At 35.4% G+C, this 15,213-nt stretch carries 23 protein-coding genes; 12 read left to right on the top strand and 11 right to left on the bottom strand.

What is annotated here, in order from left to right:
* Positions 1-2 precede the first annotated feature (2 nt).
* Complete coding sequence (aroQ, locus tag FS802_RS20270) at positions 3-443, bottom strand: type II 3-dehydroquinate dehydratase (RefSeq protein WP_000757087.1); 441 nt, start codon at positions 441-443, stop codon at positions 3-5.
* Positions 444-495: 52 nt separating this feature from the next.
* Complete coding sequence (locus FS802_RS20265; RefSeq protein WP_000076890.1) at positions 496-984, bottom strand: YqhR family membrane protein; 489 nt, start codon at positions 982-984, stop codon at positions 496-498.
* 244 nt (positions 985-1,228) lie between these two features.
* Here FS802_RS20265 and FS802_RS20260 point away from each other — a divergent pair, with 244 nt between their 5' ends.
* Both FS802_RS20260 and FS802_RS20255 read left to right on the top strand, forming a co-directional pair.
* Positions 1,229-2,149 (top strand): DUF1385 domain-containing protein, encoded by a 921-nt coding sequence (locus FS802_RS20260; RefSeq protein ID WP_000807116.1) that lies wholly within the window; start codon positions 1,229-1,231, stop codon positions 2,147-2,149.
* Positions 2,150-2,228: 79 nt separating this feature from the next.
* Positions 2,229-2,630 (top strand): SA1362 family protein, encoded by a 402-nt coding sequence (locus tag FS802_RS20255; protein WP_001014467.1) that lies wholly within the window; start codon positions 2,229-2,231, stop codon positions 2,628-2,630.
* Here FS802_RS20255 and FS802_RS20250 read toward each other — a convergent pair.
* The 3 genes from FS802_RS20250 to splB form a co-directional block, all read right to left on the bottom strand.
* Complete coding sequence (locus FS802_RS20250; RefSeq protein ID WP_141547097.1) at positions 2,627-3,289, bottom strand: HAD family hydrolase; 663 nt, start codon at positions 3,287-3,289, stop codon at positions 2,627-2,629. The genes FS802_RS20255 and FS802_RS20250 overlap by 4 nt on opposite strands.
* 54 nt (positions 3,290-3,343) lie before the next feature.
* Positions 3,344-3,772, bottom strand: a complete 429-nt coding sequence (mntR, locus tag FS802_RS20245; protein ID WP_001143071.1) for a transcriptional regulator MntR — start codon at positions 3,770-3,772, stop codon at positions 3,344-3,346.
* A 144-nt stretch (positions 3,773-3,916) separates the two neighbouring features.
* Positions 3,917-4,942, bottom strand: a complete 1,026-nt coding sequence (gene splB / locus FS802_RS20240) for a spore photoproduct lyase (protein WP_144525403.1) — start codon at positions 4,940-4,942, stop codon at positions 3,917-3,919.
* 156 nt (positions 4,943-5,098) lie between these two features.
* Between splB and FS802_RS20235 the strand changes: the two genes are divergently transcribed.
* From FS802_RS20235 to FS802_RS20220, 4 genes are all read left to right on the top strand, one after another.
* On the top strand, positions 5,099-5,416 hold the full coding sequence (locus tag FS802_RS20235; RefSeq protein WP_000556083.1) for a PadR family transcriptional regulator: 318 nt from the start codon (positions 5,099-5,101) through the stop codon (positions 5,414-5,416).
* 5 nt (positions 5,417-5,421) lie between these two features.
* Positions 5,422-6,108 (top strand): DUF1129 family protein, encoded by a 687-nt coding sequence (locus tag FS802_RS20230; RefSeq protein ID WP_098653290.1) that lies wholly within the window; start codon positions 5,422-5,424, stop codon positions 6,106-6,108.
* 7 nt (positions 6,109-6,115) lie between these two features.
* A complete protein-coding gene (locus FS802_RS20225) occupies positions 6,116-6,787 on the top strand; it encodes a DUF1048 domain-containing protein (RefSeq protein WP_098707531.1) in 672 nt (223 codons plus the stop codon).
* Between the two features lie 200 nt (positions 6,788-6,987).
* Entirely contained in the window at positions 6,988-7,827 is an 840-nt protein-coding gene (locus FS802_RS20220; RefSeq protein WP_088048125.1) for a hypothetical protein, read from the top strand.
* Between the two features lie 27 nt (positions 7,828-7,854).
* Here FS802_RS20220 and FS802_RS20215 read toward each other — a convergent pair whose 3' ends face one another.
* On the bottom strand, positions 7,855-8,691 hold the full coding sequence (locus FS802_RS20215; protein WP_000514071.1) for a lipoate--protein ligase family protein: 837 nt from the start codon (positions 8,689-8,691) through the stop codon (positions 7,855-7,857).
* Positions 8,692-8,861: 170 nt separating this feature from the next.
* On the opposite strand from FS802_RS20215, the gene FS802_RS20210 reads away from it, so the two are divergent.
* Positions 8,862-9,245 carry a rhodanese-like domain-containing protein gene (locus FS802_RS20210; protein ID WP_000108656.1) on the top strand — a complete coding sequence of 128 codons (384 nt, stop codon included), beginning with the start codon at positions 8,862-8,864 and terminating at the stop codon, positions 9,243-9,245.
* Between the two features lie 39 nt (positions 9,246-9,284).
* Here the strand turns inward: FS802_RS20210 and FS802_RS20205 are convergent, their stop codons facing one another.
* Positions 9,285-9,821 (bottom strand): DNA polymerase III subunit delta, encoded by a 537-nt coding sequence (locus FS802_RS20205; RefSeq protein ID WP_141545913.1) that lies wholly within the window; start codon positions 9,819-9,821, stop codon positions 9,285-9,287.
* 381 nt (positions 9,822-10,202) lie between these two features.
* On the opposite strand from FS802_RS20205, the gene FS802_RS20200 reads away from it, so the two are divergent.
* From FS802_RS20200 to FS802_RS20180, 5 genes are all read left to right on the top strand, one after another.
* Positions 10,203-11,180, top strand: coding sequence for a LacI family DNA-binding transcriptional regulator (locus FS802_RS20200; RefSeq protein WP_098189923.1), 978 nt, complete (start codon positions 10,203-10,205; stop codon positions 11,178-11,180).
* Between the two features lie 98 nt (positions 11,181-11,278).
* Positions 11,279-11,860 (top strand): TetR/AcrR family transcriptional regulator, encoded by a 582-nt coding sequence (locus FS802_RS20195; RefSeq protein ID WP_141545909.1) that lies wholly within the window; start codon positions 11,279-11,281, stop codon positions 11,858-11,860.
* 71 nt (positions 11,861-11,931) lie between these two features.
* Positions 11,932-12,264, top strand: a complete 333-nt coding sequence (locus FS802_RS20190; RefSeq protein ID WP_000312344.1) for a DMT family transporter — start codon at positions 11,932-11,934, stop codon at positions 12,262-12,264.
* 1 nt (position 12,265) lies between these two features.
* On the top strand, positions 12,266-12,580 hold the full coding sequence (locus FS802_RS20185) for a DMT family transporter (RefSeq protein ID WP_046956356.1): 315 nt from the start codon (positions 12,266-12,268) through the stop codon (positions 12,578-12,580).
* A 15-nt stretch (positions 12,581-12,595) separates the two neighbouring features.
* Positions 12,596-12,853 (top strand): DUF3975 family protein, encoded by a 258-nt coding sequence (locus FS802_RS20180; RefSeq protein ID WP_144525401.1) that lies wholly within the window; start codon positions 12,596-12,598, stop codon positions 12,851-12,853.
* A gap of 16 nt (positions 12,854-12,869) precedes the next feature.
* Here FS802_RS20180 and FS802_RS20175 read toward each other — a convergent pair whose 3' ends face one another.
* The 4 genes from FS802_RS20175 to FS802_RS20160 form a co-directional block, all read right to left on the bottom strand.
* Positions 12,870-13,058 carry a hypothetical protein gene (locus FS802_RS20175; RefSeq protein ID WP_098653287.1) on the bottom strand — a complete coding sequence of 63 codons (189 nt, stop codon included), beginning with the start codon at positions 13,056-13,058 and terminating at the stop codon, positions 12,870-12,872.
* Between the two features lie 246 nt (positions 13,059-13,304).
* Complete coding sequence (locus tag FS802_RS20170; RefSeq protein WP_098653286.1) at positions 13,305-13,898, bottom strand: ABC-2 transporter permease; 594 nt, start codon at positions 13,896-13,898, stop codon at positions 13,305-13,307.
* Positions 13,899-13,911: 13 nt separating this feature from the next.
* Entirely contained in the window at positions 13,912-14,535 is a 624-nt protein-coding gene (locus FS802_RS20165; RefSeq protein WP_098199999.1) for an ABC-2 transporter permease, read from the bottom strand.
* A 31-nt stretch (positions 14,536-14,566) separates the two neighbouring features.
* A complete protein-coding gene (locus tag FS802_RS20160; RefSeq protein ID WP_144525399.1) occupies positions 14,567-15,199 on the bottom strand; it encodes an ABC-2 transporter permease in 633 nt (210 codons plus the stop codon).
* Positions 15,200-15,213 lie beyond the last annotated feature (14 nt).

Below are 15,213 nucleotides of genomic sequence, written 5' to 3'. Positions count from 1 at the left end.
CTTTATGCCTCCCTCAATTTCTCCATTAATGCAAATAACGCTAACTTATAGCCATAAAAACCAAATCCAACAATTTGTCCCGCACAAACAGCTGCCGTCACAGATTCGTGACGGAACGACTCACGCTGGTGAATGTTAGAAATATGTACTTCAATAACAGGAATCGAAATGCTCGCAATTGCATCTCGAATCGCATAGCTATAATGCGTAAATGCTCCAGGATTTAAAATGATCCCTTCATATATATCTTCCGCCTCATGAATACGATCGATAATCGCACCTTCATGATTCGATTGGAAACATTCTAACTCCACTCCCATTGTTTCTGCTTCTTGCTTCATATCTGCTTCAAGTGTCGCTAGCGTGCCCTTTCCATATACATTTACCTCCCTGACACCGAGGCGATTTAGGTTAGGACCGTTTACGAGGAGTACCTTTTTCATATGTTTAAAACTCCTTAATATTAAATATATATACAACATTTTAACATAGGAGTCACTTATTTGAATAGTTTGTCTTCTCTTCCCCTTCTCGCTCAGCTTTATTGGTATTTACTGCGTAGGAAACAGAGTATGCTATAAACACACCATACAATATAAAAATACATATCGTCGTCACAATTGTTTCTTTCGGTAAATGGAGTGCACTTTTAATGGCAGGCGCTATTAATCCCATTCCGAAAAATAGTAACGCCCACCAAAATAGCCCATAAATCATCCCTGGAATAATCCCTTCAAACTTTGCCAAAAACGCTTTATACAAAAAGGCAATTAAAATCGAAAGTAGTCCCATACAAACAATTCCTGACACATTGCCCCATACCCCTTCTTTCCAGCTTCCAAAGGCAAATGGTAAAAGTAAATAGTTCGGTCCTGCTTCCGTAAATGAAAATATATGAAGGAAATACCATATCCCTCCCCAAAAGATTCCACCAAATAAACCAATTTGTACAAAATTCCTTGTTCCTAATTGTTCTTGACTCACATCGACACCTCCGCTCAATAGTATGCCCGAAACTATTTTGAACCATGTTTAAATACTGCGAAATTTGTCTATAAAAAGAATAAGAAATGTCCGACTCTCGTAACATTTTTCCTTGTCATATACTTGTATTTGTCGATAAAATAAAGGAAACTCGGTGATTGTCTTATTTCAAAATGACAGAACCCAGTATGACAATTGCCTCTTTTTCTACATAAGAGAGAAACAAATACAGGTTGGTGTTAACATGGCAGAAGAGTCAAAACAAATATATGGCGGGCAAGCAGTCATAGAAGGAGTTATGTTTGGCGGTAGAGAATATACTGTTACAGCGGTTCGTCGTAAAGATAAATCGATTGAATTTTATCGATTACCACGCGTTCGTAATAAAGCATTATCTATCCTGAAAAAAATTCCATTTTTACGAGGGATTGCCGCTATTGTGGATGCAAGTGCGAATGGAGCAAAACATTTAAACTTTGCTTCAGAACGATTTGATGTCCACCCAGAAGAAGACGAACAAATTGCAAATAACAAAGAAGAACAATCGAAATTAACGATGGTATTAGGAGTTGCAGCAGTTGGCGTTTTATCTTTCATATTCGGTAAAGTCATTTTCACAGCTGTTCCTGCACTACTAGCTGAATTAACGAGACCGATTTTCCCTTCTCATACAGGGCAAATCATTGTCGAAAGTGTCATTAAGCTCATGCTATTATTGAGCTATATATACTTTATTTCTTTAACCCCACTTATTAAGCGGGTATTTCAGTACCATGGTGCGGAGCATAAAGTAATTAATGCCTATGAGAATAATCTTCCAATGACTGTAGAAAATGTTCAAAAACAAACTCGCCTTCATTATCGCTGTGGCAGTAGCTTTATTATATTTACAGTCATTATTGGAATGTTTGTTTATTTCCTTGTCCCTACAGACCCACTTTGGGCCAGAGTCGTAAACCGAATTTTATTAATTCCAGTCGTTCTCGGCATTTCTTTTGAAGTGTTACAATTTACAAATCGATTACGCGATATTCCAGTATTACGCATACTTGGATATCCCGGATTATGGCTGCAACTATTAACAACGAAAGAACCAACAGATGATCAAGTGGAAGTAGCCATTGCATCGTTTGAAGAATTATTACGTTTAGAAAACAAACAATAATTATTTAAAATTGGTGTTCAACTCCTTTCCTCATCGTTAATATACTAATTTTAATATATGTTTTTAGGAGGTGTCCCTTATGAACGGTCGTTCGTTTACATTCGCTATAGTTATGCTTATTATCGGATTAGCAATATTCGGCCTTGTTTCATCTGTCATTACAAATCCAATGGGTGTATTAAGAAATATCGGGTACATGTTACTTGTTGTCGGTATCTTTTATTTGCTATACAAGATGTTTACAAATTCTAGTGGTTCTGCAAATTCGCAAAGCTCTTATAAGCGTGCAGCGAAACAATCGAACCGCAAACATGGGAAACAAAATGTAGCACCCCTAAGCAATTCTTTCTTGAAATCCAACGCTTCTAATGACAAAGGTAAGAAAGGCGCTCCTTCCACTTTGAAGCGAAAAAGAAAACAATCTCATTTAACTGTCATTGAAGGTAAAAAAAACAAAAAGAAAGACCGTGCTTCCTTTTAGGAAATACGGTCTTTTTTTATATTTTGCAGTACTTCTTTCAAACTTTTATCTTTCATACTTTCAATTCGAAGGTGATGATTTTCAAATGGTAAATTCCTTGTCACATCATTAGGTACAACAACGCACTTTAATCCTGCTGCAATCGCTGCTTTTAATCCGTTTAACGAGTCTTCAAATACAACAGCTTCAGACGGATCAATTCCTAAATCTTCTATCGCAATTCGATAAAGTGCTGGATCCGGTTTTACCCTCTCAACATCTTCCCTTGTTTTAATGACTTCAAAATAATCTCGAATTTGTAGCTCTTCCAAAAAAGAAGTAACCCATTCTCTAGATGAACTGGAAGCTAATGCGATTTTCAATCCCATTTCTTTCGCTTCCTCTAAATATTCTTTTACCCCGTCACGAGCTTCTGGTATTTTCATTTTTTCTTTATGTAAAGTTTTCACTTTTTCTTTTAATGCATCCTTGTTAAACTTCTCTTTTAATTGCTCATTTAAATATGCGTAAATCACATCGTCTGTCGTTCCAATACATTTCGCAAATTCCGCTAAAGGTAACTCCCCACCGTACTCACGAACAGCGTCTCTGAAAGAGTGAAACCATATTGTTTCTGTGTCTACAATTAATCCATCAAAATCAAAAATAATTGCTTTCATAATTTCCCCATCCTTTTCGGTTGAAATAAAAAAGGAAACGACATACGTTCCCCCTTAATTACTTTTCTCTTCATTTGCTTTTTGAACTCCACGAAGTGTTTCCACTCGAACCTCATCTTGTTCAAAATATTGCACTAGATCACCAATGCGGTCAATTGCTTCCCAACTTAAATGATGTTCAATTCCTTCTACATCATTGTAAATTTTACTTTCATCCAAACCGATAATACGCATAAATTGCTCTAGCAAGTCATGACGATATACGAGACGTTCTCCGATTTTTTTACCTTTTGATGTTAATACAAGCCCTCTATATTTTTCATAAATTAGATATTCATCTTTGTCTAATTTTTGCACCATTTTCGTTACAGAGGATGGATGTACACTCAGCGCTTCAGCAATATCAGATACGCGGGCATAACCCTTTTCATCAATCAACAAATAAATTTGTTCAATATAATCTTCCATACTAGGGGTAGGCATCGGTTTCCTCCATCCAATTTCATTTTGCTCATTCCGTACGAAGCAATCAATAAAATGATACACCAGAAAGAATAACGTGACAAGTTGAAAACAAGCCTAAATATTTAAAAGAAAAAAGAACTTGCATTCCAATACAAGTTCTTTTCATGTAAAATATTGAATTTCTGCGTTAGGAAAAAAGTGATGAATATATCCTCTAATCGTTTCTTCCAATACTTCTGCATCATCTTTTTTATATACGTATTTCCCGATGCCATATCGTCCCCATTTATATTTGCGCTTCTCTTCATCCATTTCAAGCTTCGTATTCGGATAACGCTCTTGAATGACCTTTTTTGCTGGTTTTGTAAAGCGATGTTGAATTAATTCAAATGTTAAATTCGGTATCGACAAATCTTTTAGCGCATTGTACAGTCGCTCAAATAGTTCACGATATCCTTCTTCCCATCCTTCATGCATATAAAGTGGTGCAGCTATAAACCCAAGTGGATAACCCGCACCTGCTACTTTACGAGCCGCTTCAATTCGTTCTTCAAAAGGTGATGTCCCCGGCTCAAAATTTTTGATTACATACCGTGAATTAATACTAAATCGAAAACGAGTTTTCCCATTATGTTTTGCATCTAATAAATGATCAACGTGCGAATATTTCGTAACGAAACGTAAACGCCCATGCTCACTTTCTCCAATGAATTCAATCGCCTGCTTTAATGCATGTGTTAAATGATCAATTCCAACAATATCTGATGTACAAGCCGCTTCAAACCTTGTTATTTCTGGTGCTCTTTCATCCATATACTGCTTTGCCTTCTCAAATATTTCATCAAGATTGACATACACGCGAACGTAAGGCTTACTCCCAAGTGTCGTTTGCAAATAGCAATAATGACAATGTCCCATACACCCCGTTGCGAGCGGGATTGCATATTCAGCTGACGGTTTTGACGTATCAAACTTTAATGTTTTCCTCACCCCAACGACAAGTGTTGCCTTTGCATTACGATACTTTTGCAAATCATTTTCACCTGGCAAATTTCTAATTTGATTATGGGATGTCGTTTCACGAATTTCTAATCCCATCTTCGTAAACTTCTCATACAGCTCTTTTCCAAGCGGATATTCGAGTGCCTTCGGTTCAAAGTAAACGAGTTTTGGCATAAATGGTTTCATATGCTTCCCTCCTCTCGTTAGTATGGGAAACGATGAAGAATTAACACTCATTAAAGTTTTCCACTTCAGTAACTTGCGTTGCAAGTTACTGAATGTTATAATTTGGATAACAGCTACCTTGCAACGCAAGTTACCTGAGTAAAAGGTGGTGAAATCATGCACAGCCAAATGTTAAAAGGTGTGCTCGAAGGTTGCATCCTATACATCATTTCACAAGAAGAAGTGTACGGATATGAACTGAGTACAAAATTAAATAAACACGGATTTACATTCGTAAGTGAAGGAAGCATATATCCGTTATTGTTACGTATGCAAAAAGAAAAATTGATTGAAGGAACATTAAAAGCTTCCTCACTCGGTCCAAAGCGAAAATATTATCACGTAACCGACAAAGGATTAGAGCAGCTTGAAGAGTTTAAACAAAGTTGGGGAATGGTTTCAACAACCGTAAACAACTTATTACAAGGGGAGTGATAGGAATGAAGGTGAAAGATTTAATCGAACTAAATAACCAAAAGCGTAAATTATTAACTAAGAAAAATGAAAACGCCTATAGCGACATGTTAATATACATCCGCTTAGCTAAAGTGCCAGAGTACCACGCGGAAGAACTACTAATTGAAATTCTAGATCATCTTATTGAAGCCCAGCAAGAAGAAAAAAGTGCTTATGATATTTTTGGCGACGACTTACAGGCATACTGTGACGAACTAATTGCTGCTCTACCGAAGCCAAGTTTATGGGAACAATTATCGATTCCTTTATTTATAACTAGTTATCTGTTAGCAATATACTTTGCTATTTCTTCCGTAATTGCATTGGTATTCCCCCTATTTTCAAATGAAGCACGTTTTAAATTTGTACACATTGATTTCATTTATCTGCTCGCATTTATACTGTCCATACATCTCATCATACGTTTTGTTTTCGACTTTATTAACATTGATTTATTTAAAAACAAAACAACTATTTGGAGACATGTAGGCAGTTTTTTAATACGCCATAGCCTATGGATACTATTAATCGGTATTTCCTTTTTATTTATTAAACAGCCTTATACTACATTACAAATTTCACCTTGGATCGGCGCTTTACTTGCCATCTCTTGCTATGCACTATACAAAATCTTCTTCAAAAAAGAATATTTAGACTTTAAAAAGGAGTAACGATATGATGACTGAAAAAGAAATGGTTAAGTTAAACAATGCAAAGAGAAAGTTATTAACAGTTGAAAACGAAGCTGCTTATGGTGATATGTTAGTATATCTTCGAATATCTAACGTACCCCAGCAACAAATGGAGGAGCTTTTACTAGAAATATTAGAGCACCTTATCGAAGCACAAGCAGAAAATAAAAGTGCTTACGACATTTTCGGTAATGATTTACAATCTTATTGCGATGAACTTATATCAGCTTTACCAACCCAAACAAAGTTAGAAAAAACCTCTTTAATTGGATTTTCTGTTAGCTTACTTCTTACCATACAGTTTGGAATCGATGCAATTGTTTCATTTTTCATTTTAACTTTTGCAATTAATGTGGAACAATTAACCCCAGTTTTTAGTATCCCTGGAACTACTTTGTCTGTTTCAATAATTATACTAGGAATACTGCTTATTTTATATTTATTAAAGCGTTACTCCTTTGATCAAAAAATAAATTGGAAAAGACGAATTCTATTCGGGCTCGCTTTTGCTACTCCATTTTGTTCAGCTATATTCGTAAATATTTATTTTAGAAAACAACCTTACCTTATTTATCATCTAACCTTTTGGCAAAACGCCTTAATCGCTATCTTATTTTTTATTTTATATAAATTACTATACAAAAAATCAAATTTTTAACAGCCTTTCAAAAGGCTGTTTTTCTTCTGTCTAATTTTACAAATTGAAAAATTTCATAAAGAAAATAAGAAAAATGCAAAATAATTAAAGTTAATTGTTGACGTGATGCTTTTATTATCGGTATCATAAATCTTCGTGAGCAATTATTTTTCGTTATACGATTTTTTTATTATTACTGAATTTTTGAGAGGAGAAATTAAATGTCAGTTAAGAAGAAAACGCAAGTACGCACCGGCAAAATGGTACGTGAACTAATGTTAGCAGACGAAGATGTAAATGCTTCGCTAATTATGGTATATAGTGAAAACGGTGTAAACGCAGAAATTAAAATCGAGGGCTTAACGCCGAAATGTAACGAAGAATTATTTTTGAGCGGAAACGTGGATTGGAACAAGAGTGTTATTTATAAAATTGTTGATTTCACTGGGAACGCTGAAGTTGGTAAAGTTACATTAACAGCGATGAACAAAAATAATGTTTCTCTAGAAGTTGAACGCGTTATGTGGAGCAAAGAGAATAAAGAAGCTGCTGAGCAAGAAGAAACTGTTGTAGAAGCTACTCCGAAAAAAGAAGTAGTTGTAGAAGCTCCAAAAGCAGTTGCACCTGCTCCAAAACCTGTTACGCGAGTAGAAACACCTGCAGCACCTAAACCTACTCCGGTACCGACACCGAAGCCAGTAAGTGTAGAAGCAGCTGTGGAACTATCTACTCCTGCACCTGTGAAAAAAGCAGCACCAACTCCAGTTACAAAGCAAGAGACAGCACCGGTCGCTCCTGCAAAACCGAAGCAACCTGCTTTGACTGAAACAAATACAAAACTACAAGAAAATTATGTTAAACTTGTGAAAAAGACAATTGAAGTTTGTCAAGATTACGAGCTTGGCATCGACATAGATGATTCTATTGAAAGCTTAAAAAAAGAACTGCAAAGCCAAGGTATTAGCGTTACATTTGACAAAGAAATTATGGACGTTGTAAATCGCCTTCGTTCTTTACAAGATAAAGGAATCAAAGTAGAAAAAGTACTTAATTTACTATAAAAAATAAGAGGTGGCAATTGCCACCTCTTATTTTTTATAATTCCATTCCTTACTTTCATACTTCTCTTTTGCTAATGTTTGCACTTCATGTAACTGTTCTTCTGTTAATTCATACGGAACAAGCTCTACATCTAATCCTTTTTCAAACCCAACCTCAAACGCTTTAATTAACTGTTCGATTGTAAACGTACGGTCTGTTAATTCATTAATTGCTACCGCTTTAGAAGAGAACATACTCTTCATACGCTCTTTTACACGTTCATTCGGGAATAAAAACAGATCGTATAATTCATCTAAATCTATTTCTAACGGAATCGATCCGTGCTGTAAAATCACACCTTTTTGACGTGTTTGAGCACTACCTGCGATTTTTCTTCCTTCTACTACAATTTCATACCAAGACGGTGCATCAAAGCATACTCCTGAACGTGGATTTTTTAAATTTTCACGGTCTGCTTCTGTTTTTGGAACTGCATAATATGCTTCTAATCCTAATGCCTTAAAACCGTCTAATAAACCTTGCGAAATAATACGATACGCTTCTGTAACTGTTTTTGGCATATTTGGATGATCTTCAGACACAATAACACTGTACGTTAATTCTTTATCATGTAGTACACCCCTGCCGCCTGTTTGACGACGAACGAATCCATATTTCTTTTCGTTAACTACATCCATATTAATATCTTTTTCAACACGCTGGAAATACCCAACTGTTAATGTTGGTACTTCCCATTCATAAAAACGAATGGTTGGTGGCATTTTCTTTTCACTTTGCCAATTTAATAAACATTCATCTAACGCCATATTAAATGCCGGTGAACATTGACCAGAGTTAATATAACACCATTTTTCTTTTCCCATCCTGCACCTCATATAACCAATTATTTTTCACATTCTCTAGTCTACCAAATTCGACAAAATTTGTGAAAGAATACGAAATTTCTTCTTATATGCAAATGAATCTGTTGCATAAATACATACGGGCATTATAATATTGAAAGTAGGATAAGAAAAAAGGGAGCGATAGAACCGTGTCAACAACTTGGATTATTTTATTAGCCGTAATCGTAGCGTTCATCGGCTACACTGTATGGATGTATTTCTATCAGAGAAAATTAATTAAAACACTTTCAGAAGAAGAGTTTCGCGCTGGCTACCGCAAAGCACAGCTTATCGATATTCGCGAAGCAGACGAATATACTGCAGGACATATTTTAGGCGCACGTAACATTCCATTATCACAAATTCGCCTTCGTCATAAAGAACTTCGCAAAGATCAACCAGTTTACTTATACTGCCAAAGCGGATTCCGTACTGGTCGTGCAGCTCAATACTTAAAGAAACAAGGCTACAAAGATTTCTACCAATTACAAGGTGGATTCAAAACGTGGACTGGAAAAATTAAAAAGAAATAATAACATACAAAAACTAGCTGAATCATTCAGCTAGTTTTTTCATTCCATATTATTCGCAATGTATACTAAATTTTGCTTAGTCACATCTTTATCATTCTCTTGCACATTACGATACAGCAGCTGATATTCAAGTCCTTTCTCTTTCCAAATAAGCGTAGAGAATTCATCTCCTCGCCCAGAGTCATCCTTATTTTTAAAATAAGCGAATGCTCCACTATTCAATTTCATTTGTTCTTGAAATCGCTTCTCTTCCACGAGATCCGGAAAACTATAAGGAAAGTTCGCAACATTTAACTCAATATACTCATTTCTACCTGGCTCCCGCTGTTTATATTTAATCATTAAGACAGCGTTCTTTTTCCCAATCGCTCTAACTTCCCCCTTCACATCACTCGTAATGTCATACGGTAAAAACGCCGGAACTTTAAATTTCACTGGAAAATATTTCGGAAGCTCCTTTAGCGGAATAGGATCCGTAACACGATCCATCGCTCCCCCTGTTGTTCCCACAAATTTTTTTTCTTCTTGCATCGTTTGCTGAAACGAACATGAACTTAGCACTAGACTAGAAAACACGAAACAAATGATTCTTTTTTTCAATTTGTTTCCGCCCTTTCTTCATACCGCTCTCTTTATGAATAAAGCGTTAATGCCCGATTGGTGGAGCTAATAATCCGCGGGACATGCCCGACTGATTAAAGTTTCACTTTGTATGCTATTCATATTCGCCTCATTTACAAACTCCCCCTTTGAAAACTTTCCACGTTATTCTCACACATTTTGACAAAAACTCTTTTATAGACGCAAAAAAGACCCCCATCATTCTCACGCTCAACTAAAAAGGTTACGCGAATAACAGAAGTCATGTTTATAACATAGTTTGTGAAAAGCTTTTCAGGTCAAGATTTTTTCATTCTTATTATTTTCCCTTTATAATAAAGGAAAGAGGTGATACATATGGCCAATATAAAACAAATTGCAAAAACCGCTGGTGTATCCATATCAACTGTTTCCCGCGTCCTTAATAATCACCCTTACGTAAAAGAAGAAAAACGTAAGCGTGTTCTAGATGCTGTTGAAGAATTGAACTATGCAAAAAATATAAATGCTATTCATTTAATAAAGGGAAAAACATATACAATCGGGGTTATGCTCCCTTTCATTAATCTTCCATACTTCAGTACAATTATTGAAGGAATCGGAAACGAAGCGTTAGCAGCTGGATATCACATTAATTTATGTCAAACAAATTACGATAGCCTCGAAGAGATTCGTGTTCTTGAAATGATGAAAATGAAACAATTCGATGGAATGATTATTTGCTCTCGAACGAGTTCTTGGGAACAAATTGAACCTTTCGCAAAATTTGCCCCTATTATTTCATGTGAAAAGATAAAGCATCCCCTCATTTCCTCCGTCTACGTAGATCACTATGAAGGCTTCCGTCTCGGCACTGCCTATTTACTCAGTAAAGGCCATGAAAAAATCGGAATCTGTTTAGCAAGAAAAACGAGTGCAAATTCTATGGAGCGCGAAAAAGCATTTGCTGATACGCTGCATAACGAAGGTAAAACGGTACATCCAGATTGGATTTTTCATCAATGCTATACGATGCAGGATGGTGCAAAAATACTTCATCGCATTTTAAACATGAAAAATCGCCCAACCGCTATTTTTACAGCGAACGATCAAGTTGCAGCTGGTTTATTAACAGAGGCGCGAAAACATGGCATTCGAGTCCCTGAAGAACTTGCTATCCTTGGATTTGATAATCATGAAATTTCAAAGGCGTTAGAAATTTCCACAATTGAACACCCCGGTCTCGCAATGGGCTCACATGCTTTTTCTTTATTCCATAAACAAATCCAAAGCGAGCAAATTGCCGGGAAGGCAGAAGAGCTTTCATTCCATTTAATTGAGCGAGATACTGTCTGAAAAAAGAGCGTTACCTATAGCGCTCTTTTTCAGCTCTTCACCTATTGACTTTATATTTTCCATCTCATATAATGAACCTAACGAACGGTAGGTAGGGGATGAAAATGACAGCAAACCGCATTAAAGCTGTAGCACTTTCTCATTTCGCACGCTACGGCTACGAAGGAACTTCATTAGCAAATATTGCTCAAGAAGTCGGGATTAAAAAACCATCGATTTACGCACACTTTAAAGGAAAAGAAGAGCTATATTTTATATGCTTAGAATCCGCTCTTCAAAAAGATTTACAGAGCTTCACAGACGATATCGAAAAATTTTCAAATTCGTCTACTGAAGAATTGCTTTTACAGTTACTAAAGGGCTACGCAAAACGATTTGGTGAAAGTGAAGAATCAATGTTTTGGTTACGAACTTCTTATTTTCCGCCTGATGCATTTCGCGAACAAATTATCGAAAAAGCGAATACACACATTGAGAACGTCGGAAAACTTTTATTCCCTATATTTAAACGGGCAAACGAGCAAAGTGAACTGCATAACATTGAAGTAGAAGACGCTCTAGAAGCTTTTCTATGCTTACTAGACGGACTTATGGTTGAACTACTATTCGCAGGTTTAAATCGCTTTGAGACTCGTTTAAACGCCTCTTGGCAAGTATTTTGGCGAGGCCTTTCAAACTGACGGATTGCTCCTTTGCAATGCGTCGTTTTTAAGCCCTTTACCTAACGACTGGTAGGAAGGAGAAATGACATATGGCATGGATTTATGTAATCATAGCTGGTATTATTGAAATCTTTTGGGTTATTGGACTTAAAAAAGCGGAGGCACCACTTGAATGGGCTGGTGTTGCGTTATTAATTACAATTAGTTTCGTCTTATTATTTAGAGCTTATAAAGATTTACCTGTCGGCACTGTATACGCAGTCTTTACAGGAATTGGAGCTGGCGGGATCGTTCTTACAGAAATTTTCGTCTTTGGAGAACCTTTCTCTATTGTAAAAGTTCTATTAATTGGTTTAATCTTCTTCGGAGTAATTGGGCTAAAACGAGTAACAGAAGAAAAAGAAGCGAAGGAGGCCGCATAAAATGGCTTGGTTATTTTTAATTCTAGCTGGTATTTGTGAAATTATTGGTGTACTCTTTATGAAAGTAGCCACTGAAAAGAAAGGCTGGGCACCAAAAGTTATTTTAATCGCTAACTTCGGCGTAAGTTTCTTCTTCTTATCCCTTGCGATGAACACGTTACCGATGGGAACTGCTTACGCGATTTGGACTGGAATCGGAACTGCGGGAAGTGCACTTCTAGGTATTCTTATTTTCCGCGAATCAGCGGATTGGCGTCGTCTTGCCTTCTTAAGTTGCATTCTATGCGGCGCTGTTGGCTTAAAACTATTAAGCTAACGTGAGGTGACTGTCATGTGGAAAGAAAAAGGAAAACAAATGTTAGCATGGATTACACTCGGGATCGTCATTCTATTGCAAATCAGTTTTTATATAATAGAATGGTTGTTTCATAGAGTCGTATCCATTCTTACATTTCTTCCTAACATGGCACTTGAAATTGCATCTATTGTTTGGTCAGTTATTGCCTCCATTGCAATCGTCATTATATGGAGTATCGCCAAACTATGGAATAAATTATTTAAAAAGGACAGTACTTTTGAAAAAGAGTAACTGTCCTTTTTTATATTCATTCAGACTTTCTGTAGAAGTTTGATACGATAAGACAAAGAAGACCAACTATGACAATGCTTATACCAATCCCTTTATGCAAATTAGGAAATGGCGATGGTATATCTGCATAAAAATTTGCTAAAATGAGACCGATTGAAAATAAAAATATCCCTATTCTATATAACCATTTTCTTTTGTTCATCATTCTCCCCCTAACATTTTTCATACACTCCTTTCTTTTGGACATACTACCTAAAAAAGGAGTGGATAATATGCAAAATTCTATACATAAGCAGATCCTATTTTTATTTTTCCTCTTTCTCATTCTCGTTATCATTTTCAGCTTTATATTACATACTCCAAAAGATGTTGTACCAAACAGCCTGTCTGTTTATAAACTCTTACTTTCATATTGTCGTTATTGAAGAAGGTGCCTTATATAAGGCACCTTTTAAAATTCTCTCTTCTCATACAATTTCACTGAAACGAAGACAGATACTATGAACATGCATATTGAACTAATGAATAACAAGCTGTTATATAGTTGAATTTGTTCCATGCTGATTTCAAAGAACATAGTACCAATTGCTGTCGGTGCTATTAGTATGAATAGCGTAATTAAAGAAGCTTTTTTATAGCCAAACCAAAACAATATCGGTAAAACAATGCTTAAATATATAAAAACAAAGCCAGAAATCGTAATTACTGTTGTCGTTATAAATTCAAAAGTTCCATCTTCAAATCGATTGATTACTACAGGACTAGACACTATCATACTTATAATAAAAATAATAAGTGCCATTATGTATTTAGCTAATACGATTTCCTTTCTCGCTAGCGGTAAACTATTTACTATTACTTCACTATTATATTTTTTATCGTCATTAAATGTTTTTAAAATTGCTATTACTGGAATTATAGCTGACATAATCATGTAAAAACTTTTAATATCTATTAATGTCATATACAAGAAAAGAGGATACATTAAGTGCCATATTAAATACTTCCACTGCATGATAAAGTCTTTTATTATAAGTTGCTTCACAATCGCTCCCTCCTTATAAATCACGTTCATTGTACAAATGAATTGAGAAAAACATAGACATAACATATAAAAGAAGGAGTCCTGCTATAAAACAAATATTTACGACTAGACTCGTGTTCCAAGCATTCTCTACATCTAACCATACGTTACTTACAATCAATCCACTTAAATACCCAAATGCAATTCCGATGAAAGGAGCAATTTGTTTTGCACTACTATATCCTACTGAAAATTCGATTGGGAGTACAATCATGCTATAAACCAATCCTCCCGTTATTCCGCCAAGAATCTCTCCCCATAGCATAAATACAGTTATATGTTCATTTTGTAACTGAATTAAACCAACTACAAGTGAGAAAATCCCACCTAAAACAACTAAAATACTTACAAATATGTATTTTGCTATGACAATTTCTTTACGCTCAAACGGCAAACTATTTACTATCATCTCACTTTTATTTTTCCCCTCATAACTCATTGACAGTACCATACCAAGAAAAGGTATAGATACACTAATCGTCATAAGGAAACTATCACTACGAAAATCAACAATAGCAAGGAAAAACAAACATATAAGATAAGCAAACCCTAACTTTCTTTGTAACATCATATCTTTTAAGACTAATTGCTTGATCATGTTTTACCCTCCTAATATGAAAATGTCCCTTCTATAACTCTGCCTCCTGAAACATTTTCATTGAGAGAAACATTGACATGACTATACTTATTAACACTCCGATACCAAGAACACTCATTGCTAGTGTAACCTCTTGAGAGTGGAGTACTTTTAACATAATTGTTTTATCACCAAAAATATTGCACATAAGACCAATCATACCCATTAGAGGAAATAGCATAATCACATTCAAGACAGTAATAGCTTTATATCCCCCAATGTAATTAGCAGGTATCGTTACTACACAATAAATTAAAGTTGCTACTATTGCTGAAAACACTGCATATCCAGGAATAACTATATCTCTGTTCAACAAAATATTTCCTAATATTACGACTATAGAAGTTATACTCAAACCGACTATAATAAATAATGTGCTTGAAATATATTTAGCTATAACTATCTCTTTTCTCATTATAGGCAAACTCACTAATACTTTTTCTGTTTTACTTTTTTCTTCATAATAAAAAGAAATATATATAATCGTACTACATGTTATAAATAATCCTATTGCAATCCCCATCGGTTCTATGGAATTTCTAAAAACAGATAAAATAGGTATTAAAAAATAGAAAGGAAACATCTTCTTCTGTAAGAAAAACTCCTTCAAAATCAACTGTTGCATATGAATTCCCCTCT

The organism is Bacillus sp. DE0042 (assembly GCF_007680225.1).
GTDB lineage: Bacteria > Bacillota > Bacilli > Bacillales > Bacillaceae_G > Bacillus_A > Bacillus_A wiedmannii.
The sequence above is the reverse complement of the archived record's forward strand: the minus strand, read 5'-3'. Positions and strand labels throughout refer to the sequence as shown.